This is a genomic window from Desulfoluna butyratoxydans (assembly GCF_900699765.1).
Lineage (GTDB): Bacteria > Desulfobacterota > Desulfobacteria > Desulfobacterales > Desulfolunaceae > Desulfoluna > Desulfoluna butyratoxydans.
Window position 1 is genome coordinate 155,358 of the sequence record NZ_CAADHO010000010.1, and the last position, 21,092, is coordinate 176,449.

14 protein-coding genes are annotated in these 21,092 nt (G+C 59.1%); 10 read left to right on the top strand and 4 right to left on the bottom strand.

Translation table 11 applies throughout. The annotated features are described in order from the left end of the window. Positions 1 to 92: 92 nt before the first annotated feature. The 6 genes from MSL71_RS21745 (at position 93) to uvrC (ending at position 10,675) form a co-directional block, all read left to right on the top strand. A complete protein-coding gene (locus MSL71_RS21745; RefSeq protein ID WP_180144845.1) occupies positions 93 to 2,264 on the top strand; it encodes an alpha/beta fold hydrolase in 2,172 nt (723 codons plus the stop codon). Between the two features lie 457 nt (positions 2,265 to 2,721). Continuing rightward, complete coding sequence (locus MSL71_RS21750) at positions 2,722 to 4,398, top strand: glutamine--tRNA ligase/YqeY domain fusion protein (RefSeq protein WP_180144848.1); 1,677 nt, start codon at positions 2,722 to 2,724, stop codon at positions 4,396 to 4,398. Between the two features lie 171 nt (positions 4,399 to 4,569). Then, complete coding sequence (gene ispF, locus MSL71_RS21755; protein ID WP_281374542.1) at positions 4,570 to 5,049, top strand: 2-C-methyl-D-erythritol 2,4-cyclodiphosphate synthase; 480 nt, start codon at positions 4,570 to 4,572, stop codon at positions 5,047 to 5,049. Positions 5,050 to 5,289: 240 nt separating this feature from the next. Continuing rightward, positions 5,290 to 6,732, top strand: coding sequence for a cysteine--tRNA ligase (gene cysS / locus MSL71_RS21760; protein WP_180144853.1), 1,443 nt, complete (start codon positions 5,290 to 5,292; stop codon positions 6,730 to 6,732). Positions 6,733 to 6,851: 119 nt separating this feature from the next. Then, entirely contained in the window at positions 6,852 to 8,852 is a 2,001-nt protein-coding gene (gene uvrB / locus MSL71_RS21765; RefSeq protein ID WP_180144856.1) for an excinuclease ABC subunit UvrB, read from the top strand. Further along, on the top strand, positions 8,849 to 10,675 hold the full coding sequence (gene uvrC, locus MSL71_RS21770; protein WP_246317865.1) for an excinuclease ABC subunit UvrC: 1,827 nt from the start codon (positions 8,849 to 8,851) through the stop codon (positions 10,673 to 10,675). Before uvrB ends, uvrC begins: the two co-directional genes overlap by 4 nt. A 9-nt stretch (positions 10,676 to 10,684) precedes the next feature. Here the strand turns inward: uvrC and MSL71_RS21775 are convergent, their stop codons facing one another. The 4 genes from MSL71_RS21775 to MSL71_RS21790 form a co-directional block, all read right to left on the bottom strand. Then, positions 10,685 to 11,449: a PilZ domain-containing protein gene (locus MSL71_RS21775; protein WP_180144859.1), complete on the bottom strand. Its 765-nt coding sequence runs from the start codon at positions 11,447 to 11,449 to the stop codon at positions 10,685 to 10,687. Positions 11,450 to 11,765: 316 nt separating this feature from the next. Beyond that, positions 11,766 to 12,035, bottom strand: a complete 270-nt coding sequence (locus MSL71_RS21780) for an HU family DNA-binding protein (protein ID WP_092211056.1) — start codon at positions 12,033 to 12,035, stop codon at positions 11,766 to 11,768. A gap of 710 nt (positions 12,036 to 12,745) precedes the next feature. Beyond that, positions 12,746 to 14,740 carry an acyl CoA:acetate/3-ketoacid CoA transferase gene (locus tag MSL71_RS21785; RefSeq protein ID WP_180144862.1) on the bottom strand — a complete coding sequence of 665 codons (1,995 nt, stop codon included), beginning with the start codon at positions 14,738 to 14,740 and terminating at the stop codon, positions 12,746 to 12,748. A gap of 152 nt (positions 14,741 to 14,892) precedes the next feature. Beyond that, positions 14,893 to 15,666 carry a prepilin peptidase gene (locus MSL71_RS21790; RefSeq protein ID WP_180144865.1) on the bottom strand — a complete coding sequence of 258 codons (774 nt, stop codon included), beginning with the start codon at positions 15,664 to 15,666 and terminating at the stop codon, positions 14,893 to 14,895. A 392-nt stretch (positions 15,667 to 16,058) separates the two neighbouring features. Here MSL71_RS21790 and lon point away from each other — a divergent pair, with 392 nt between their 5' ends. The 4 genes from lon to pssA all read left to right on the top strand — a co-directional run bounded on the left by lon (position 16,059) and on the right by pssA (position 20,959). Further along, on the top strand, positions 16,059 to 18,539 hold the full coding sequence (lon, locus tag MSL71_RS21795) for an endopeptidase La (protein WP_180144868.1): 2,481 nt from the start codon (positions 16,059 to 16,061) through the stop codon (positions 18,537 to 18,539). Then, positions 18,536 to 19,246 (top strand): tRNA (adenosine(37)-N6)-threonylcarbamoyltransferase complex dimerization subunit type 1 TsaB, encoded by a 711-nt coding sequence (gene tsaB / locus MSL71_RS21800; RefSeq protein WP_180144871.1) that lies wholly within the window; start codon positions 18,536 to 18,538, stop codon positions 19,244 to 19,246. Before lon ends, tsaB begins: the two co-directional genes overlap by 4 nt. Before the next feature lie 301 nt (positions 19,247 to 19,547). Then, the gene (locus MSL71_RS21805; protein WP_180144874.1) at positions 19,548 to 20,219 is read left to right on the top strand and encodes a phosphatidylserine decarboxylase family protein; all 672 of its coding nucleotides are present in this window, start codon (positions 19,548 to 19,550) and stop codon (positions 20,217 to 20,219) included. Further along, positions 20,216 to 20,959, top strand: a complete 744-nt coding sequence (gene pssA / locus MSL71_RS21810; RefSeq protein WP_180144877.1) for a CDP-diacylglycerol--serine O-phosphatidyltransferase — start codon at positions 20,216 to 20,218, stop codon at positions 20,957 to 20,959. Before MSL71_RS21805 ends, pssA begins: the two co-directional genes overlap by 4 nt. Positions 20,960 to 21,092: the final 133 nt, after the last annotated feature.

Genomic DNA, 21,092 nt, shown 5'->3' on the forward strand with positions numbered 1-21,092 from the left:
AAACCCTGTTTAATGTTCGTGTCCGCATCCCCTCACGGGATCTGTTTCTCACCCTTCACGCTGACACATCCTGTTTTTCGGAGAGACCGATCATGAACCGATTTGCCTTTCATTCCACCGGACTGGCCATCAAAGCCATCTATGACATGGCCCGCGCCCGGGTGAACCTCTACGGTGAGGAAAACATCCCCGACGGGTCCGTCATCTTTGCCGTCAACCACTTCACCCGTATTGAAACCATTTTCCTCCCCCTGCACCTTCAGAAACTCACGGGGGTGCCCGTGTGGTCCCTGGCGGATGCCGCCCTGTTCAAAGGGTTCGTGGGGGACTTCATCAGCGAGGCCGGGGCGGTTTCCACGCGGGATCCGGACCGGGACCGGCTCATGGTGAAGAGCCTGCTCACCGGTGAGGCCAACTGGGTGATTTTTCCGGAAGGGCGCATGGTCAAGACCAAGAAGATCTACGAAAACGGGGAGTTCGTGATCCGCGCAGAGGAAGGCCCTCACCCCCCCCGCACCGGCGCAGCCACCCTGGGCCTGCGCACGGAGTTTTACAGGGAGCGCCTGAAGGTGATGCAGGAGAAGAAGCCCGAAGAGTACCTGCGCCTGCTGGCGATGTTCGGCATGGAGGCATCCGAGGCCAGGTTGGACCAGGCCACCTCCATCGTGCCGGTGAACATCACCTATTACCCCTTGCGGGCCCGGGAATCCATCATCAGCCGCATCACCGGTTCCCTGCTGGATAACCCCTCCACCCGTACCCTGGAAGAGCTCATGACCGAGGGGAGCATGCTCCTGGACGGGGTGGACGTGGATGTCCGGTTCGGCAAGCCCATCAAGGTGCGGCCCTATCTCAAGAACCCGGTGGTGGCCTGGGACATTGCCACCACCGACCCCATCAACTTCGACGACCCCATCAACTCCAGGGATGTTCTCCGGGAAGCCTCGCGTACCTTGATGAAGGCCTACATGAGGGCCATCTACAGCATGACCACGGTGAACCACGACCACATCTTCGCCCTGCTGATGATGCGCCACAGAAGCGATTACATTGACCCCATGGATCTGAAGACCCGGGCCTTTGTGGTGAGCGACTGGCTTCGCAAGCAGATCGGGATCTACATCCACTCCAGCCTGGAGGATTCCCAGAGCCACCTCCTCACCGACGATCGGTACGAAAAATTTTCCAACATCATGGAGGTGGCCGAGGCCAAGGGGGTGGTGAGAAGGAGCGAAGAGGGGGACATCATCCGCAACACCGAGCTGTTGGGGGATGAAGGGCAGTTTCATACCCTGCGCATCCAGAATCCTTTGATGGTGATGGCCAACGAGGTGGAGCCCCTGACGGATTTCACCGCCTTTGTGGACCAGGTGGCCCGGGAGCCTGCTGCCCAGGTGCGGCGGCGGATTTTCGGGCTGTTGATGGAGAAGGGAATCAACGACTTCACCAAAGACCGCGAGGCCTTTTTCATTGACGGAGAGACCAAGCCCGCGGAGATCGGGAGTCCCTGTCTCCTCAAGGGGGACGAGGAGAGGCGGGGTGTCCTTCTCGTCCACGGGTACATGGCGGCCCCGGCAGAAGTCAGGGGCCTTGCCGACGAACTTCAGCGCCATGGCTACTGGGTTTACATGCCGCGGCTCCAGGGGCACGGCACCGCCCCCGAGGACCTCGCCGAGCAGCGCTACCTGAACTGGGTTGTCTCGGTGGAAGAGGGGTACGCCCTGTTGAAGAACATGTGCGACACCCTGTTTGTGGGGGGCTTTTCCATGGGCGCGGGGCTGGCCCTGGACCTTGTGACCCGCATTGCCGGTGCCGACGAGGTGAAAGGGGTCTTTGCCGTGGCTCCGCCCATGAAGCTTCAGGACTATTCCAGCCGGTTCGTGCCGGCGGTGGACACCTGGAATGCTCTCATGAAGCGCTTGCGCATCGATCGGGTGCGCAAGGAGTTCATCGAGAACCGGCCTGAGAACCCCCACATCAACTACGCGCGCAACCCTGTCTCCGGGATCCGGGAGATTGATCGCCTCATGGACCAGCTGGCGCCCAAGCTGGGGGAGATCTCCATGCCCGCCCTCATCGTGCAGTCGGCCCGGGATCCTGTGGTGAGCCCCAAGGGAAGCCGGAAGATTTTTGACCGCATCGCCTCCGAAGACAAGGAGTACCGACTTTTCAATTTTTCCCGACATGGGATTCTTCTTCATGAGGGGAGCGAAAAGGTCTACCGGGCCGTGGTCGAGTTCCTGGCCGACCACCGGCAGGGTTAACGCATTTAGATTTTTGCCTCCGGCGGCCCTGCCGGGGGCCAAACGTTTGCCAATTTAGATGCCTTGGGTTTGACAAACAGGTTTTGTTTTTTGAAGATGCGTTACTACAGAGCATAGCCCCTCTTCTTTATTTAATTTATAAAGGCGCTTATCTCCAGCCCCTGCGGGGCTTGAGATAAGCGCCTTGATTACCGGAAAGTTTTTGCGGAGCTTTTTTCAAAAAGCGACCCGCCGGAGGCAACTGATTTTTTAAATGCGTTGCCCCTGCGGCCACCGGTTATTCCTTTTGTGTTGGCACGGGGGTTGTGATAAAAATATCGATTTTGAGCAGAAGACCGCCGCAGGGGAGACGGGACTTCCTTCACGCAGGAAGGGTCCGCTCGCTGCCGCTTTTTCATACATTTCAGACGACACCATCACACAACAACGGGTGTGAGCCAACAGGGAGCTGCCGTACATGAGCGAGACCGAAAACAAACCGGTTGATTTTATTCGAAACATTATCAACGAAGACCTGGCTTCCGGGAAACACGAAGGCGTTGTGACCCGTTTCCCACCCGAGCCCAACGGCTACCTTCATATAGGGCACGCCAAGTCCCTCTGCCTCAACTTCGGCATTGCCGAGGAGTACGAGGGGGCTGTCTGTAACCTGCGCTTCGACGACACCAACCCGGAAAAAGAGGACGTGGAGTACATCGACGCCATCAAGGCGGACGTCTCCTGGCTGGGCTTCTCCTGGAACGGTGAGCCCCGGTACGCCTCCGATTACTTCGAGGCCCTCTACGCCTACGCCGTGGAGCTGGTCAAGATGGGCAAGGCCTATGTGGACAGCCTCTCCGCTGAGGAGATCCGGGAGTACCGCGGCACCCTCACCGAGCCGGGCAAGAACAGCCCCTACCGGGACCGCAGCGTGGAAGAGAACCTGGCCCTTTTGGAGGGCATGAGACGGGGTGATTTCGAGGAGGGCACCCATATCCTCCGGGCCAAGATCGATATGGCCTCCCCCAACATGAACATGCGGGACCCGGCCATCTACCGAATCCGCAAGGCCGATCACCACCGCACCGGCGATGCCTGGTGTATCTACCCCATGTACGATTTTACCCACTGCCTCTCCGACGCCATGGAGGGTATCACCCACTCCCTGTGTACCCTGGAATTTGCCGATCACCGTCCCTTATACGACTGGGTGCTGGAGACCCTCAAGACCCCGAGTCATCCCCAGCAGATCGAGTTCTCCCGGCTCAACATCAGCTACACGGTCCTCAGTAAGCGCAAGCTCCTCCAGCTTGTGGACCAGGGCCACGTCAGCGGGTGGGACGATCCGCGCATGCCCACCATCAGCGGGATCCGCAGGCGCGGCTACACCCCCGAGGCCCTGCGCAACTTCTGTCGCCGCATCGGCATCTCAAAAAAGGAGAGCCGCATTGACTACACCATCCTGGAAGATTGCGTTCGCGAGGACCTGAACGAAAAGGCACCCCGGGTCATGGGAGTGCTGGCGCCCCTCAAGGTCACCGTTACCAACTACCCCGAGGACCTGGTGGAGGAGATGGACGTCATGAACCATCCCCAGAAACCGGAGATGGGCACGCGCAAGGTGCCCTTCTGCAGGGAACTTTACATCGAGCAGAACGATTTCATGGAAGAGCCCCCCAAGAAGTTCTTCCGCCTGGGGCCCGGCCGTGAGGTGCGCCTCCGAAGCGCCTACTACCTCACCTGCACCGACGTGGTGAAGAACGAGGCAGGCGAGGTGGTGGAACTCCTCTGCACCTACGACCCCGAGTCCAAAGGGGGCTCCACCCCTGACAACCGCAAGGTCAAGGGCACCATTCACTGGGTCTCCGCCCGTCACGCCGTCAACGCCGAGGTCCGGCTCTACGATCGCCTCTTCAAGGTGGAAAACCCGGAAAAAGAAGGGGACTCCTTTCTGGATAACCTCAACCCCGATTCCCTTACCGTTCTTGCAGACTGCAAAGTCGAACCGGGGGTGGAGAAGAATGAAAACGGGGCCTTCTTTCAGTTTGAACGCACCGGGTACTTTAACCTTGATCCCGTGGACAGCACCCCGGAAAAGCCGGTGTTTAACCGCACCGCCACCCTCCGGGACGCCTGGGCCAAGATGAATAAATAAGAGCTAAGGAAGAAAGCCTCCGGCGGCCCTGCCGGGGGCCAAACTTTTAAAAAAGTTTGACAAACAGGCCTTGCGAATGACGAGACAGAATGTAGTTCGGGGGGAGTCCGTCGGCGAAGGCCGGGAGCATTTGCAACCTGGCTCATCCCCTGGCGTTGGAGGCAAAACGTGATGCGAATAGGAAAAGGGTATGATGTCCACCGACTGGTGGAAGGGCGTGAGCTGATCCTGGGCGGGGTGAGCGTGCCGTATGAAAAAGGGCTCCTGGGGCATTCCGATGCCGACGTGCTGCTCCATGCGGTGTGTGACGCCCTGCTGGGCGCGGCGGGCCTGGGGGATATCGGGGAACATTTCCCGGACAGTGACCCCCGTTTCAAGGGGATCAGCAGCCTGGTGCTGCTGGCCCACTGCACGGCCCTGTTGGGGGAGAAGGGGTATGAGGTGGTGAACATCGACGCCACCCTCATGGCGGAAAAACCCAAAATTTCCCCCTACAAGGCGGCCATGCGGGAGAATATCGCAGAGGTTCTCTGCCTGGACCCCGATGCGGTGAACATCAAGGCCACCACCACCGAGGGACTGGGGCCCGTGGGGCGCGGGGAGGGCATGGCGGCTCTTTGCGCGGCCCTCATACAAAAAGTGGAGAGCTGAATCCGTGCCTGCCCTGGGTGTGGCCCACAGCGATTCATTGCAGATTTATCCTTTGGTCGACCCTCTGATGCCTTGACAGGGGCGGCAATCGTGATGATTATCTAAACTGACTTTTACAGAAGAGGGCCCCGGTGACGGGGCTTGAGCGTTGAGGGCGGCACAACGGCCCTGCAGCGGATACATAAGGCGGCACACAGCGTGCCCGAATGATAACGACAGAGAAGAGACGGTGAACTGAGCATGGCGCTTCGCATTTACAACACATTGTCCGGACAGAAAGAAGAGTTTCAACCCATCGAAGAGGGCGAGGTCAAGATGTACGTCTGTGGGCCTACGGTCTACGACTCCAGCCATATCGGCCATGCCCGATCCGTCATCTTCTTCGACGTGGTGTACCGCTACCTCAAAGGCCTGGGCCTGGATGTGACCTATGCTCGAAACTTCACCGACATCGACGACAAGATCATCAACCGTGCCGAGCAGCTTGGGGTGACAGCCAAGGCGGTTGCAGAGAAATACATGGACGAGTTCCATCGGGACATGGACGCCCTGCACGTCAAGCGTCCGGACCTTGCCCCCCTGGCCACGGAACACATCGACGACATCGTCGCCCTGATTACGCGACTCATCGACAAGGGCAAGGCATACCCCGTGGACGGCGACGTCTACTTTCGCGTCACCTCCTTTGACGGCTACGGAAAGCTCTCCGGCCGAAAACTGGAGGACATGGAGGCAGGGGCCCGCATCGAAGTGGACGACCGCAAGGAGAACCCCTTTGACTTTGCCCTGTGGAAGGCCCAGAAACCGGGTGAGCCCGCCTGGGAAAGCCCCTGGGGCATGGGACGGCCCGGCTGGCACATTGAGTGCTCGGCCATGAGCTCCCGTCTTCTCGGGGAGACCATCGATATCCACGGCGGCGGTAAGGACCTGATCTTTCCCCACCACGAAAACGAGATCGCCCAGTCCGAGGCGGCCTTTGACTCCCCCTTTGTGAAGTACTGGATGCACAACGGTTTTGTGAACATCAACGCCGAGAAGATGTCCAAGTCCCTGGGCAACACCACCATGATCAAGGATGTCCTCAAGAACTATCATCCTGAGGCGGTGCGTCTCTTCCTGCTCTCCAACCACTACCGCAGCCCCATCGATTACAACGAGCAGGCCATGAAAGAGGCCGCAGGCAACCTCGACAAGCTCTACACCCTGCTGCGCCGCATCTCCGATGAGTTCGGCAACCTGAGCATCCTGCGGCTCCAGTCGTTCAACAACAAGTTCGGGGACCTCTTCCGTGAGTTCTGCGAAGGCATGGAAGACGACTTCAACACGGCCCGCGGCATGGCGGCCCTGTTCGAAGCCCTTCGCGCCACGAACCGCACCATCGACGAGATGACCGATGAGAACGCCTTTGAGTCCAAGATCGAGATCGACGGGCACATGGTGGACCTGTTCAAGATGGCCAACATCCTCGGGGTTCTCAACGAGAACCCGTATGAGTACTTTGAGGCCAAGAAGGACAAATCCGGAGTGGACGCGAGCCGTGTGGAGGCCCTGATTCAGGAACGGGCCGAGGTGCGCAAGGCCAAAAACTTTCAGCGGGCCGATGAGATCCGCGAAGAATTGACCGCCATGGGGGTCGCCATTGAAGACGGCCCCGGCGGCACCACCTGGAAGATGATGGACTAGGCCAAGGCGCTGTTCACCCCTTCCGGGACCATCAATCGATAAAAAAAAGCGGCCCGGCATACGGACCGCTTTTTTTTGTGTTTATCGGGACTCCCCGCAGACAGGCAGGTTATATCGCCATGGAACCATTTAAAATTGTATCGTCATTCACCCCCCAGGGCGATCAGCCCAAGGCGATCCGCCGCCTGGTGAAGGAGCTGAACAAGGGAACCGCCAATCAGGTCCTCCTGGGGGTGACGGGGTCGGGCAAGACCTTCACCATGGCCCACGTGGTGGAGCAGACCCAGCGGCCCACCCTGGTGCTGGCTCCCAACAAGATCCTGGCGGCCCAGCTCTACAGCGAGTTCCGGGAACTTTTTCCGGACAACGCCGTGGAGTACTTTGTCAGCTATTACGACTACTACCAGCCGGAAGCGTACATTCCCAGCAGCGACACCTACATCCAGAAAGACTCGGCCATCAACGAGCTCATCGACAAGATGCGCCATTCGGCCACCCGTAACGTCCTGTCGCGGCGGGATGTCATCGTGGTTGCCAGTGTCTCCTGTATCTACGGCCTCGGGGCGCCGGAGGACTACCTGGCCCTGAGGGTGGAGCTCTCCACCGGGGATGAGCGGAGCCGGGAGTCTCTGCTCACAGACCTTGTCTCCATCCAGTACGAGCGCAGCGATATCGATTTTCACCGGGGCTCCTTCCGTGTGCGGGGGGACCGGGTGGAGATTTTTCCGGCCTACGAGGAGAAGGTGGCTGTGCGGGTGGAATTTTTCGGGGACGAGATCGACACCCTGGCCGAGTTCGACCCCCTCACGGGCAAGACCCTGCGAAAGCTCAAGCGCACCGTTATCTATCCGGCCAGTCACTACGTCACCCGCAAGAGCACCCTCAAGAAGATGCTCAGCAATGTGGAGGTGGAGCTCAAGGACCGTGTGGAGCACTTCCATCGGCTTAATAAGCTCATTGAGGCCCAGCGCATCGACGAACGGACCCGTCTGGATCTTGAGATGCTGCGGGAGATCGGTTACTGCAACGGCATCGAGAACTACTCCCGGTATCTCTCCGGGCGCAATGCAGGGGAGGCGCCGCCCACCCTCCTGGACTATTTCCCCGACGATTTTCTCCTGCTGGTGGACGAGAGCCACATCGCCCTGCCGCAGGTGCGGGCCATGTACAAGGGGGACCGCTCCCGTAAGGAGACCCTTGTGGGCTACGGCTTTCGTCTGCCCTCGGCCCTGGACAACCGGCCCCTGAAGTTCGAGGAGTTCGAAAACAAGCGCGGGCAGGCCATTTTTGTCTCCGCCACCCCGGCGGAGTACGAGATGGAGGCCGCCGACGGCATGGTGGTGGAGCAGATCGTCCGCCCCACGGGCCTTGTGGACCCCGAAATCGTGGTGAAGCCCGCTGAAAATCAGGTGGACGACCTCTACGAAGAGATCCGGAAACGCCTGGCGGCCCGGGAGCGCGTGCTGGTCACCACCCTGACCAAGCGTATGGCCGAGGACCTCACCGACTACCTCACCGACCTCGGGGTGCGGGTGCGCTACATGCACTCGGACGTCAAGACCATGGAGCGCATCGAGATTGTCCGGGACCTGCGCCTGGGCAAGTTCGACGTGCTGGTGGGCATCAACCTCCTGCGGGAGGGCCTTGATATCCCGGAGGTCTCCCTGGTGGCGGTTCTGGATGCCGACAAAGAGGGCTTCCTCCGGTCGGAGCGGTCCCTGGTGCAGACCTGCGGCAGGGCCGCGCGAAACGCCAACGGCAAGGTGATTCTCTACGGGGATAACATCACCGGCTCCATGCAGTACGCCATGGACGAGACCAAGCGTCGACGGGCCATCCAGATGGCGTACAACGAAAAGCACGGCATTGTTCCGGCCACCATCTCCCGGGAGATTCAGAACAGCTTCGGGGAGCTTTACCATTTTGACGACGAAACGGCGGATGACGCGGTGATGGAAGAGGTGGCCGAGTATGGGGCCGAGGCCATGGACGACGGCGCCCTCCTGGAGACCCTGGAGGCCTCCATGCAGGAGGCGGCCCGCAACCTGGAGTTTGAAAAAGCCGCCCGCCTGCGGGACCAGATTCAGGAAATCAGGAAGCGCATGGGGGAGGCGTCGTGAATCAGGGCATCATGATTCCGGAGGCCCTGGCCGAACAGCTGAACTGTCTTGTGACGGACCCGGGGGTGTATCGGTTCAAAGACGAAAAGGGGACCGTCATCTATGTGGGGAAGGCCAAGAACCTGAAGAAAAGGGTCTCCAGCTACTTCAACCGCACCCACACAGACCCCAAGACCGCGGCCCTGGTCCGCAAGGTGGTCTCTTTGGATACCGTGGTGACGGCCACGGAAAAAGAGGCGCTTATTCTGGAAAGCAGCCTCATCACCCGCCACAAGCCCCGCTACAACATCATCCTAAAGGACGACAAGCGCTATCCCTCCCTGCGCATCGACCCCAACGAGGCGTGGCCGGGCCTGGCCATTGTGCGTCGTATTGAAAAGGACGGGGCCCTCTATTTTGGTCCTTACACCTCCTCTTCGGCTGTCCACGCCACCGTCAAGTTTATCAACCGCCATTTCAAGCTGAGGAAGTGTACCACCAGCACCCTCAAGAGCAGGACCCGGCCCTGCCTCAACCATCAGATGGGGCTCTGCCTGGCCCCGTGCTGTTTGGATGTTTCCCGCGAGGCTTACATGGAGATGGTCTCCCAGGTGATCCTCTTCCTGAAAGGACGCACTCCGGAGCTTGTGGAGAGCCTGAGGGCCGAGATGGTTCGATGCGCCACCGAGGAGCGCTTCGAAGAGGCGGCCGAGTTGCGGGATCGTCTCTTTGCCGTTGAAAAGACCCTGGAAAAGCAGGTGGTGGTGGCAACGGACATGGGGGATCGGGATGTGGTGGATGTCTGCATGCACGGTCCTGCGGTCTGCATCACGTTGATGCAGGTGCGCAGCGGGGTGCTTCTGGGGAGCCGGAGCGTCCACCTTCTGGAGACCATGGCCGGCCCCGAAGAGGTGGCGGAGAATTTTATCTGCCAGTACTACGAAAAGCACGCGGCCCCTTCCGAAGTGCTTGTTTCCCATCGCTTTGACGGGATCGAGACCGTGTCCGATCATCTGCGGGAGACCGCAGGACGCCGGGTGCAGCTTCTGTTTCCCTCCCGGGGGGAAAAGGCAAAGCTCATGGCCATGGCCCGCAAAAACGGAGAAAAACGCCTGGAGGAGATCATGTCCGGGGCGGATGCGGATCGCAAGGTTTTGGAAAACCTCATGAAACGTCTGGGCATGGACCGGCTCCCCGAGCGCATCGAATCCTACGATAACTCCAACACGGCGGGCAACGACCCGGTCTCGGGGATGGTGGTGTTTGAAAACGGGCGGCCCAAGAAAAGCGACTACCGTACCTTTCGTATCAAGGCCGATACGCGCTACGACGACTACGCCTCCATGGCCGAGGTGCTCACCCGGCGGTTCGGGGACCCGGTGAAGCGGGAGCCCCTGCCGGATCTGTTGATGGTGGACGGCGGAAAAGGGCAGCTCAACGTGGCGACCCGGGTTCTGGAGGAGCTGGGACTCCTGGGGGCCTTTACGGTCATCGGCATCGCCAAGATGCGCGAGGAGGCCGGGGAGACCCAGGACAAAATCTACCTTCCCGGGCGATCGAATCCCGTGAACATGGGAATGCAGCCCGACCTGCTCCTGTTTCTTCAGCGCATGCGGGACGAGGTGCATCGGTTTGCCATCACCTTTCAGCGCCGTGTGCGCGGCAAGCGGTCGGTCTCTTCAAAACTGGATCATGTCCCCGGGGTGGGGAAGAAGAGGAAGGCCATGCTCCTCAAGCATTTCGGGGGGATTACGGCCATGAAGGCGGCGTCTGCGGACGAACTGACGGCCCTGCCCGGCATTACCCCGGAGATTGCAGGAGCCATCCGGCGCGCCCTGGCGTGATCCCCTGGGTCAGGTGTGGGTGAGGCTGCGGATTTCGTGGAGCTGGGCGTTGTGGATAAAGTGGCTCAGCACCTCTTCATCCGCGCTCTTCAGGCGGGTGAAACGGCAGCCGGCAAACAGGGAAAGTTCATTGAATCGGCGGTTCACACGGACCACCGAAAGGGCAGTGTCCATGGTATGGAGCTGCTCTTTTTTTTGGCTGTGGTCCCGGAGCACGATGCCCAACCGCCCCACATGGCCTGCCTCAAGGCCTGCAAGGGGGTTTTTCCCCTTGCCCAGGAGGCGGGGGATGATCAGGCCGACCCCGGTGGTGGAGATGTTGCAGATGCGGAACTGTTTTCCCGAGAAAAAATCATGGCCGCCGACCACGAGTTTACCCAGCACCTCGTGGGTGGCGGTGGGGATGTAGCGAAAGGCGGAGCGAACGTTGACATCTTCCGGGGTGGGGTCGTAGCTCAAGGCGAGGGCCTGGGTGGTGTTTCCGTTGGCCAGGCGGTAGCCGGGGAGCGTTTTGAGGATCGTGCAGGGGAACCCGATGCGTTTCTTTTCTCCGGAGTCCATTCGGACCATGGTGCTCACGTGGAGCTGCCTGCTTGTTGCGTCTTCGTGGGCCCAGGATGCTCCCGTGGCCGCCACGGTGAGTCGCCTGGAGGCCGGGTCCGCTTCAAAGATGACCGAGGCGCAGGAGACAGGGCTCAGGCTGTGCAGGTCTATGACAAGATCGATACCGGTTCCGGGTTTGAGGACAGAGTCGTCAACGGGTGCTGTGGCCAACGGGAATTTCCTTCTGTTATCCTGTTTCTTTCGAGAGGCGGCTCAAGCCGCAGGAACATTGAATTCATCTACCACAAGGCCGGGTAAAAATCAAAGCCATAGACAAAACCGGTTGTGGTTGTCGGGGAACAGACAGATCCGCGAATTCAGTAATGCGACGGGTATGGTTCGAGATAACGAAGGGTTGGGTGTTTGGGTTTAGCGGGGTAATGACTGATTGCGAAACGGCGAAATCAAAGGGGGAGGTAAAACGGCGAAAAAAAGTGTGTCCGCCTGGTAGTGTAGACAGACGGACACGGAAAAAACAGTCGTCCGCCTACTTCAAAGCGTCTTTCAGAGCCTTGCCAGGTACAAACTTGGGAACCTTGCGTGCGTCGATGCTGATCTCCTGACCGGTCTGGGGATTGCGGCCTTTGCGAGCTTTTCTTTCAACAGCTTTGAAGGTGCCGAAGCCAACGAGGGTCACGGCATCGTTACCGGTGAGGGCATCGGTAATGGTGGAAAGGACACAGTCTACGGCTGCCTGAGCTTCTTTTTTGGAGCTGACAACTTTTGCAACTTCGTTGACGAGATCACCTTTGTTCATCCTTGAATCTCCTTTTTGTAAGGGGTTTTAAACAACGGCTTGCTTATGATGTTATTCAGTAATGCAGTGTATATCGGGAAATCAGGATACGACATGCAGTGAGTATCCTATCTGGTAAGGCGAAGTCCAATATTGGCGGCCTTTTTTGAAGATCACCGTACTTATTTGGTTTCTAAGTGTCAAGCAATAATTGAGTTGCATGTCAAAAAAAAAAGCCCAAAAGACTTGATATATGGGCTCTTTAAGGTTTGACAATGATGAATAACCCGTGTTGGGGGCACACTGTCGGCAGATGAGTAAACAGGTCGCAAGGTATGGAAACGGCGAAGAGATTCTGTTTGAAAATCCTTTAAATACAATATGTTGAATATAAGTAAAATTTCCTCTCTCATCCGCGACGGCACGGATTTGAGAAACCGTCCCCTCGTCCGGTTTTCAAGGGGAACGTGTTGCTGCGGGGCCGTTGACCGGGCCTGTATTTCTCGGGATAATACGCGAAGAGAGGCCGTTTTGAAAGGGTGTTCAGGCCTTCAAAGCGGTTTGGTTACCCTCGCCCGAAGGGAGAGAAACTCAAACAGCAAACCCTGATTTACATTTTGTATTTTTAAAATGGCTGGTGTTTTCGTTGTAGCACTCTGGAATCATATTGTTTTCATCTTGTCTGTTTGTTTTTCATGAAATATCTGGGCTCGCTGAATTCCACAGACGGTCTATTTCAGCAGGACCTTGACGGCTTCGGCCCCGGTTTCATAGATGTGGGGGGCCACTCCCCGCCTGGACAGGGCGTCCTTGAGCTTCACTTTCAGGAAGGTGCTGGTTGTGTATCGGGTGACCCCTGAATAATAGGTGGCGACAATGTGTTTGACCATGGCTGTATAGGGCTCCATGAGTTCCGGGTGGATCTGGAAATGGTCGTAGTTGACCACGGCAAAGACCTGTCTGCCTATGGCCTTGAGTTTGGATACCACCGCGTCCTGTATCTCCTCGATCATCTCCGGTGAATCCACCACCAGCCCTTCGAAATTGACAAAAAAGAGATTGGACTCTTCGTGGTAGGTGAGCCGGTCGCTGAGTTTGACGGCAAGGAGGTCCTCCTTGAGGCCCATGGGTTCAGGGCGGAATATCCGGCTGTCCATGGGAATAGGTGTGGTGGGCATGGCAGGTTCGAAGGCCATGTGGGCGAGGATGTCTTTCTCAAGGTCGATGCCGGGGGCTACCTCCGTGAGGGTCAGGCCCTGGTTCGTAAGGGCAAAGACGCACCGCTCCGTCACAAAGAGGACCGGCTGGTTGCGCTGCCGCGCGTAGTCGCCGCTGAAGGTGACCTGCTCCACCTGGGCCATGAATTTCTGGACGGCCCCCTCTTTGAGGATCTCCAAGGTGCCGTCTGCGATGGCAACGGAGAGGCCCTTGGCCGTGAAGGTGCCGGTGAAGACCACCCGGCGTGCGTTCTGGCTGATGTTGATGAACCCTCCGGCTCCGGCGATGCGGGGGCCGAACCGGCTGACGTTGAGGTTGCCGTGGCTGTCCGCCTGGGCCAGGCCGAGGAAGGCGATGTCCAGGCCGCCCCCGTCGTAGAAGTCGAACTGGGCGGGCTGGTCGATGACGGCGTCGGGGTTGGTGCCCGCGCCAAAGCTCAGGCCCCCGGCCGGGACCCCGCCGATGAGGCCGGGCTCGGCCGTGAGGGTGATGTAATCGAGGATGCCCTCTTCATGGGCCACCGAGGCGATGCCCTCGGGCATGCCGATGCCCAGGTTGGTGACGCAGTTGACGCGCAGCTCCATGGCGGCCCGGCGGGCGATGATCTTACGCGGGGTCAGGTCCATGGGCGGCATGTGCTGCAGGGGGATGCGGACTTCGCCGCTGTACGCGGGGTTGTACGTCTCGGCAAAGGTCTGGTGGTGGTACTCCGGCCTGGAGACAAAGACGCTGTCCACCATGATGCCGGGCACTTTGACGGCCTTTGGGGGGAGGGTTCGCTTTTCGGCGATGCGCTCCACCTGGGCGATGACCACGCCGCCGGAGTTCTTGGCGGCCATGGCCAGGGCGAGGCTCTCCAGGACCAGGGCCTCTTTTTCCATGGTGATGTTGCCCAGGGTGTCGGCGGTGGTACCCCGGATGACGGCCACATCGATGGGAAAGGTTTTGTAGGCGAGGTAGCGCTCCCCGTGGATCTCCATGGAGGTGACCAGGTCCTCCCGGGTGCAGCGGTTGATCTTTCCGCCGTCCATGAGGGGATCCACAAAGGTGTTTAAACCCACCCGGCTCAGGGTGACGGGACGGCCAGCGGCGATGTCCCGGTAGAGGTGGCAGAGCACGCCCTGGGGAAGGTTGTAAGCCTCGATCTCATCAGCCACGGCCAGGGCCTGGAGGGCGGGGACCAGGCCCCAGTGCCCGCCGATGACCCGTTTGAGCATCCCCTTGTGGCCCAGGTGGTTGAGGCCTTTGGAGGCGCCGTCCCCCATGCCTGCGGCGTAGACGAGGGTAAGCTCTGACGGGGCGCCCGTCCGTGTGAAGCGCTCTTCCAGGGTCACGGCGAACTCTTCGGGAAACCCGATGCCCACAAATCCTCCGAATCCGATGGTGTCTCCGTTTTGGATCACCTCGGCGGCTTCGCGGGCGTTAACCACCTTGCCCTTTGGGGAGACAAGGGGGGAAAGGCTTGAAAGAATGGGATGGGACGATCCCTGGGTTTTTTTGGCGGGCATGGCAACCTCCATATGGGGGTGTCGGAGACATGATGGTGTGTTTCCGACAGTTTACCAGAGAAGGGGGAGAGGGTGCCAGGGGCGTCTTGGGTGTGGGGGAAACGACGGGGCGGCTGCCCCGTCGGGAGGTGCTGTTGGACGAAATATCCAGGTCAGCCCATAAGGCCGAAGTACCAGCTGATGAGGCGCGCGCCGAAGAGGGTGTAGGCCACGCCCCCGGCGGCCAGGAAGGGGCCGTAAGGGATGGCCATTTTCATGTTGCCCCTCTGGACGAGCATGATGGAGAGCCCGATGACACTGCCGGTGAGGGACGAGAAGAAGACAGTGAACAACACGCCTTCCCAGCCGATGAATGCCCCCATCATCCCCAGCAGCTTGATGTCGCCGCCGCCCATGCCCGCTTTGCCCGTGGCCCGTTCATATCCCCAGGCGATGAGCCAGAGGCTCCCGCCTCCGGCAAGGATTCCCAGTGCGGCATCCTGCCAGGAGAGGGTGGGGACGGCAAAGGAGAGGAGAAAGAAGATGGGAATTCCCGGCAGGGAGATCACATCGGGGATGATGCGATGATCGATGTCGATGAAGGTGAGGGTGATGAGCACGCAGTAAAACAGAAAATGGGCCAGGGCGCTCAGGGTGGGCCCGAAGGCATACAGGGCGATGAGGGCCATGGCCCCGGTGAGGGCCTCGATGGCCGGGTAGCGGATGGAGACGCGGTGTTTGCAGGCTCGGCATCGCCCCATTAATATAAGGTAGCTCACCACGGGGATGTTGTCGTACCAGCGGATGGCCGTACCGCAGGAGGGGCAGGCGGAGCCCGGCCTGACAATGGAGCGGGAGAGGGGCACCCTGTAGATACAGACATTGAGAAAGCTGCCCACGCAGAGGCCGTAACAGAGGGCGGCCAGGCTAACGAATAAGGGGATCATGAATTTTTCCTGCTTCATCGGGTGGATGTGGTGGGCGGCTGGCCCGTCGGCCGCCTTGGGTCGTCGGCCTCATACCCGGGTAAAATAGAAGCCGTGGCCAAAAAAATCAAGAATGATATTGTAAATGGGGAAATGTGTCTTATAATTACTCCGTAGCTCTCCCTATTCCCCGGAAAAACCTTGTCTGGAGGCCGTTTCGGGCGTTGTGGCAACACGGCGCGCTGCCCGGGGGATGATGTTTGCGTTCAAAAAATCCTGATGGCGTCAAAAAATCGTCGATTTTTAGACATCTCGCCTGCGCCTTTGACGTCTTCCCGGTCGGTTTTTCTCCGCCGGGGAGCCGGGACTCTTTCCCGGGCTGCGGGGCCATCGCATCATATGCAGGAGTTGGAATGGCTGTTACCGACAAAGACGATCTGATCAACCTCATCGAAGAAGAGGTTCCCGATAATGAAATCCCTGAAATTCTTCCCCTGATGCCTGTTCGGGATGTGGTGATCTTCAACGACATGCTCCTGCCCCTGTTCATCGGCAGGGACCGGTCGGTGCGCGCCGTGGAACATGCCCTGGAAGGGGATCGCTTCATTTTTCTTGCGGCCCAGAAGGACCCGGCGGACGAAGAGCCGAAGACCGACGAGATCTTCACCGTGGGTACCGTGGGCAAGGTGCTTCGTATGGTGAAGCTGCCCGACGGCAAGATCAAGGCCCTGGTCCAGGGTATGGCCAAGGGGCGGGTCGTGGAATACGTGGACGAATCGCCGTTTTTCAAGGTGCGCCTCGAGCAGATTGAGGAGGAAGCCTCCCCGGAGATGGACCTCAACGCCGAGGCCCTTATGCGCAATGTCCGCGAACAGAGCGAAAAGATCCTGACCCTCAAAGGGGAGTTCAGCACGGAGGTGTCTGCGGTGCTGGAGAGCATTGAGTCTCCGGGCAAACTGGCCGACCTTGTGGCCTCCAACCTGCGGCTGCGGGTGGATGAAGCTCAGCAGGTCCTTGAGTGCCAGGATCCCATGGAACGATTGAAGAAGGTCTACGGGTACCTCAGCCGGGAGGTGGAGCTGTCCGCGGTGCAGGTCAAGATCCAGACCGATGTGCGGGACGAGATTTCCAAGACCCAGCGTGATTTTTACCTGCGGGAGCAGGTGAGGGCCATCAACCGTGAGCTCGGCGAGCAGGACGACAGGATCGCAGAACTCACCGAGTACAAGGAGAACATTGCCAAGGCCGGCATGTCTCCGGCTGCGGAAAAAGAGGCCCTGAAGCAGCTTAAGCGTCTGGAGCAGATGCACTCCGATTCATCGGAAGCCTCGGTGATCCGGACCTACCTGGACTGGATGGTGGAGCTTCCCTGGAGCGTCAGCACCAAGGACCACCTCAACATCAAGCGTGCGGCCAAGGTGCTGGACGAAGAGCACTACGGACTGGAAAAAGTCAAGGAACGTATCCTTGAGTTTTTGAGCGTTCGAAAGCTCAATCCCAATGTCAAAGGGTCCATCCTCTGCTTTGTGGGCCCTCCCGGGGTGGGCAAGACCTCTCTGGGCAAAGCCATTGCCGCCGCCATGAAGCGGGAGTTCGTGCGCATCTCCCTGGGCGGTATCCGAGACGAAGCCGAGATCCGCGGACACAGGCGGACCTACATCGGGGCCTTGCCCGGTCGGATCATCCAGGGGCTGAAGCAGTGCGGCTCCAACAACCCCGTCTTTATGATGGACGAGGTGGACAAGCTGGGATCCGATTACAAGGGGGACCCCTCGTCGGCGCTCCTGGAGGCCCTGGACCCCGAACAGAATAACGAGTTCAGCGACCATTATCTGAACATCGCCTTTGACCTGTCCAAGGTGATGTTTATTCTTACGGCCAACCAGCTGGACACCATTCCATCGGCCCTGCTGGACCGCATGGAGGTGATCTATCTCTCCGGGTACAGCCATGAAGAGAAGCGGGTCATTGCCGACAACTACCTGCTGCCCCGACAGGTCAAGGAGAACGGCCTGAAAAAGCGTCACCTGCAGCTGAGCGCAGGGGCCCTGGACGACGTCATTCAGCACTACACCCTGGAGGCCGGGGTCCGAAGCCTGGAACGCGAGCTGGGTTCGGTCTGCCGCAAGATCGCCCGCAAGGTGGCCGAAGGCGCCAAGGGCGGGCAGCGTGTCAGCCGCGCCAACCTGGAAAAGTACCTGGGACCCCCGAAGTACCTTTCGGAGCTGGACAAGGAAGAGAGCCAGGTGGGTCTTTCCACCGGCCTTGCCTGGACCCAGGTGGGCGGGGAGGTGCTTTATGTGGAAACCTCCATCATTCCCGGCAAGGGGGAACTCATTGTCACCGGCCAGCTGGGCGAGGTGATGCAGGAATCTGTGAAGGCGGCCATGAGCTATACGCGCCATGCCCTTGCAGGTCTGGGATTCAAAGACAGTTTCGATGATCTTGATATCCACATCCATGTGCCGGACGGGGCCACCCCCAAGGACGGGCCTTCGGCGGGTATTGCCATTGCCACCTCCCTGTTTTCCGCCGTGGTGGATCGGCCGGTGAGCAGTGATGTGGCCATGACCGGCGAGATCTCCCTGCGCGGGCGGGTCCTGCCCATTGGCGGCCTGAAGGAGAAGGCTCTGGGTGCCTTGCGGGGCGGGATCAAGACCGTTCTGTTCCCGGTGAAGAATGCCAAGGACCTGGCGGAGATTCCCCAGAGTGTGAAAAAGCGGATCTCCTTTGTGCCCGTCCGGCACCTGGACGATGTGCTCAAGATCGCCATCGAGGGGTTCGACACCCTGGCTGAAGATGCTGCCCGCCTCAAGAAGGAGGAGGAAGCTGCCGCCGCCAAAGGCAAGACCAAGGCCAAAGGCAAGCGCAAGGCAAAAGAGGAGGCGGCATGATGCGACTCCTTGCCGTGGATACCTCCACCCTGTCGTGTGGCGTGGCCGTCACAGACGGGGAAGGTCTTCTGTCCGAGAGCCTCTTTACAAGCCGCCAGACCCATTCCCGCCACCTGCTGGGCATGGTGGATGAGACCCTGTCCCGTTCCGGGCTGGCCCTGGGAGATCTGGACGGCTTTGCTGTCACTGTGGGGCCCGGTAGTTTTACCGGGCTGCGCATCGGCATGAGTGTGGTCAAGGGCCTGGCCGAGGTGGCCGGTAAACCCGTTGTGGGGGTCAGCACTTTGGAGGCCCTGGCCCGGGGGGCGGCTCTGGCTGGAAAACCCATCGCCTCCATGATCGACGCCCGCAAGGGCGAGGTGTATGCGGCCCTCTACCGGCCGGACGGGACAGGCGGTGTGACCGAGGTCTCTTCCCCCGAGGCTGTTCGGCCGGAAGACTTTTCGGAGCGGCTCGCCGGTGAGGTCCTCTGTATCGGGACCGGTGCGTCCGCCTATGGCGACTTTTTCAGGAACGCCTTGAAAGAAAAGGTTTTTTTTGCTCCGGAGTATGATACTATACGCCCTTCCGTTGTGGCGGCCCTTGCCCTGGAAGCCCTGGGCAGGGGGGAGGGAAAGGACGCGGCTGCCCTGACGCCTCTGTATCTGAGAAAGTCGGACGCCGAGATCGCCCTGGAGCTCCGAAATGCTTCAGAGGGGCACGGTTAGGGGCTTTCGTTTGACAAGGCATGGGTGATCTGATACTCCTCAATACAGAAGGAGGCATTTAAAAATGCCGAGATTGCGGGGCGTGGACGCCCCGCAAACAACGTTTGATTCCCATCTGTTGCCATGGCACGGATGGCGGCTGTGAGTCTTACCGACCTCATCAGATGCACCACGCCAACAGGAAGCGTGCATAAGCAACGATGATATTGATGTCTTGCGTCGGCTGTCCCCGGGTGCGTGTCTGCACCAGGGCGAGACGGTGGGCGGAGGCGTTTCAACCATATGAATACTGGAACCGCGAATGGATCGTTTTACCTGGCCTGAAACACCGAGTCTGAAAGCATTTCAAGTTGCAAAACCCGGCATCCCCTTTATTGTGGTAGCCTGTGTTTCCACTCTTTTCCTTGCAGGGATTCATTTTCACACACTCGCCCTGATCTCTTTTTTCATCACCCTCTTTGTCTGCTACTTCTTCAGGGACCCGGACCGGGCCGTGGAAGTAGGGGAGGGCTATCTCTCGTCCCCTGCGGACGGCAAGGTGATTTTCGCCGAGGTTGTGGACGAGAACCCGTATGTCGAGGGGAAATGCTTTAAGATCAGCATTTTCATGAATGTGTTCAACGTGCATGTCAACAGGGTCCCCTTTGACGGCACGGTCAAGGCCATTCATTACCACCCCGGAAAGTTTTTCAACGCCAGTCTGGACAAAGCCTCCGAGCACAACGAGCGCAATGCCCTGGTGATTGAAACGGACCAGGGGGTGACCTTTGCCACCGTCCAGATTGCAGGGCTTGTGGCCCGGCGCATTATCTGCGGCGTAAACGAAGGGGACCGCGTTACACGGGGCCGACGCTACGGCATGATTTGCTTTGGCTCTCGCCTCGATCTTTACCTGCCCACCGACTTTGCCTGCCGTGTGGCCATCGGCGATAAAGTTCAGGCCGGCACAACGGTTATGGGGGTACTCTCATGAAAGATGCACGAAAAGAACGGCTGAAAAAAGGAATCTACCTGCTGCCCAACGCGTTTACATCCATGAACCTGTTCTTCGGGTTCCTCTGCATTGTCTCCGCCCTGGAGGGACGCTTTGAGTTTGCGGCCATTGCCATTTTGATTGCGGTGGTTTTTGACTCGCTGGACGGCAAGATTGCCCGCGCCACCAACACCACCAGCCAGTTCGGCATCGAGTTTGACTCCCTGGCGGACCTGGTTTCCTTTGGGCTGGCGCCCTCGCTGCTGATGTATCTCTGGATCTTGAAACCCATGGGACGCATCGGATGGCTTGCAGCTTTTCTTTTTACCATCTGCGGGGCCCTTCGCCTTGCGCGGTTCAACACCATGGCTGAGGCAACGCCCAGCAACCATTTTCTGGGGCTTCCCATTCCGGCTGCCGCGGGGATGAACGCCACGGCCGTGATGTTCTGCACGAAATTCAATGTGCCGGCTTCGGAGTTTCCCCTTGTTTTTCTGCTCGGGATGTACGCCCTGTCGTTTTTGATGGTCAGCTCTGTGAAATACGAGAGCTTTAAAAAGGCCGAGCTTTTTAAGAAGATGAAGTTTAACATGCTGGTTACCGCCATCCTTGTTTTCATCTTCATCGCGCAGAAGCCTCATCTGGCACTTTTTGTCATTTCGCTCTGTTACGTGGTCTCCGGACCCATCCTTACCGTTGTGCTGGCCAGGCGTGCCAAGCAGGCGGAAGGGCGCGCCTGATCCGCGCCCGGCGCTTTTTTTGTGTAAGAACAAGGCCCCTTCATGTATGATGGGGCCTTTCTGAAAAGATAAACAGACAAAGCCCCTTTCGTTGCCGGGGATTCAGTCGATGGATCCCGAAGGCGAAAGAGGT

What these genes read in the sequence shown, in the direction of transcription:
- MSL71_RS21750 (WP_180144848.1), top strand. Translation starts at nt 2,722, where the DNA reads ATGAGCGAGACCGAAAACAAACCGGTTGATTTTATTCGAAACATTATC.
- MSL71_RS21805 (WP_180144874.1), top strand. Translation starts at nt 19,548, where the DNA reads ATGGATCGTTTTACCTGGCCTGAAACACCGAGTCTGAAAGCATTTCAA.
- MSL71_RS21780 (WP_092211056.1), bottom strand. Translation starts at nt 12,035, where the DNA reads ATGAACAAAGGTGATCTCGTCAACGAAGTTGCAAAAGTTGTCAGCTCC.
- cysS (WP_180144853.1), top strand. Translation starts at nt 5,290, where the DNA reads ATGGCGCTTCGCATTTACAACACATTGTCCGGACAGAAAGAAGAGTTT.
- MSL71_RS21785 (WP_180144862.1), bottom strand. Translation starts at nt 14,740, where the DNA reads ATGCCCGCCAAAAAAACCCAGGGATCGTCCCATCCCATTCTTTCAAGC.
- uvrB (WP_180144856.1), top strand. Translation starts at nt 6,852, where the DNA reads ATGGAACCATTTAAAATTGTATCGTCATTCACCCCCCAGGGCGATCAG.
- MSL71_RS21790 (WP_180144865.1), bottom strand. Translation starts at nt 15,666, where the DNA reads ATGATCCCCTTATTCGTTAGCCTGGCCGCCCTCTGTTACGGCCTCTGC.
- ispF (WP_281374542.1), top strand. Translation starts at nt 4,570, where the DNA reads ATGCGAATAGGAAAAGGGTATGATGTCCACCGACTGGTGGAAGGGCGT.
- tsaB (WP_180144871.1), top strand. Translation starts at nt 18,536, where the DNA reads ATGATGCGACTCCTTGCCGTGGATACCTCCACCCTGTCGTGTGGCGTG.
- pssA (WP_180144877.1), top strand. Translation starts at nt 20,216, where the DNA reads ATGAAAGATGCACGAAAAGAACGGCTGAAAAAAGGAATCTACCTGCTG.
- lon (WP_180144868.1), top strand. Translation starts at nt 16,059, where the DNA reads ATGGCTGTTACCGACAAAGACGATCTGATCAACCTCATCGAAGAAGAG.
- MSL71_RS21745 (WP_180144845.1), top strand. Translation starts at nt 93, where the DNA reads ATGAACCGATTTGCCTTTCATTCCACCGGACTGGCCATCAAAGCCATC.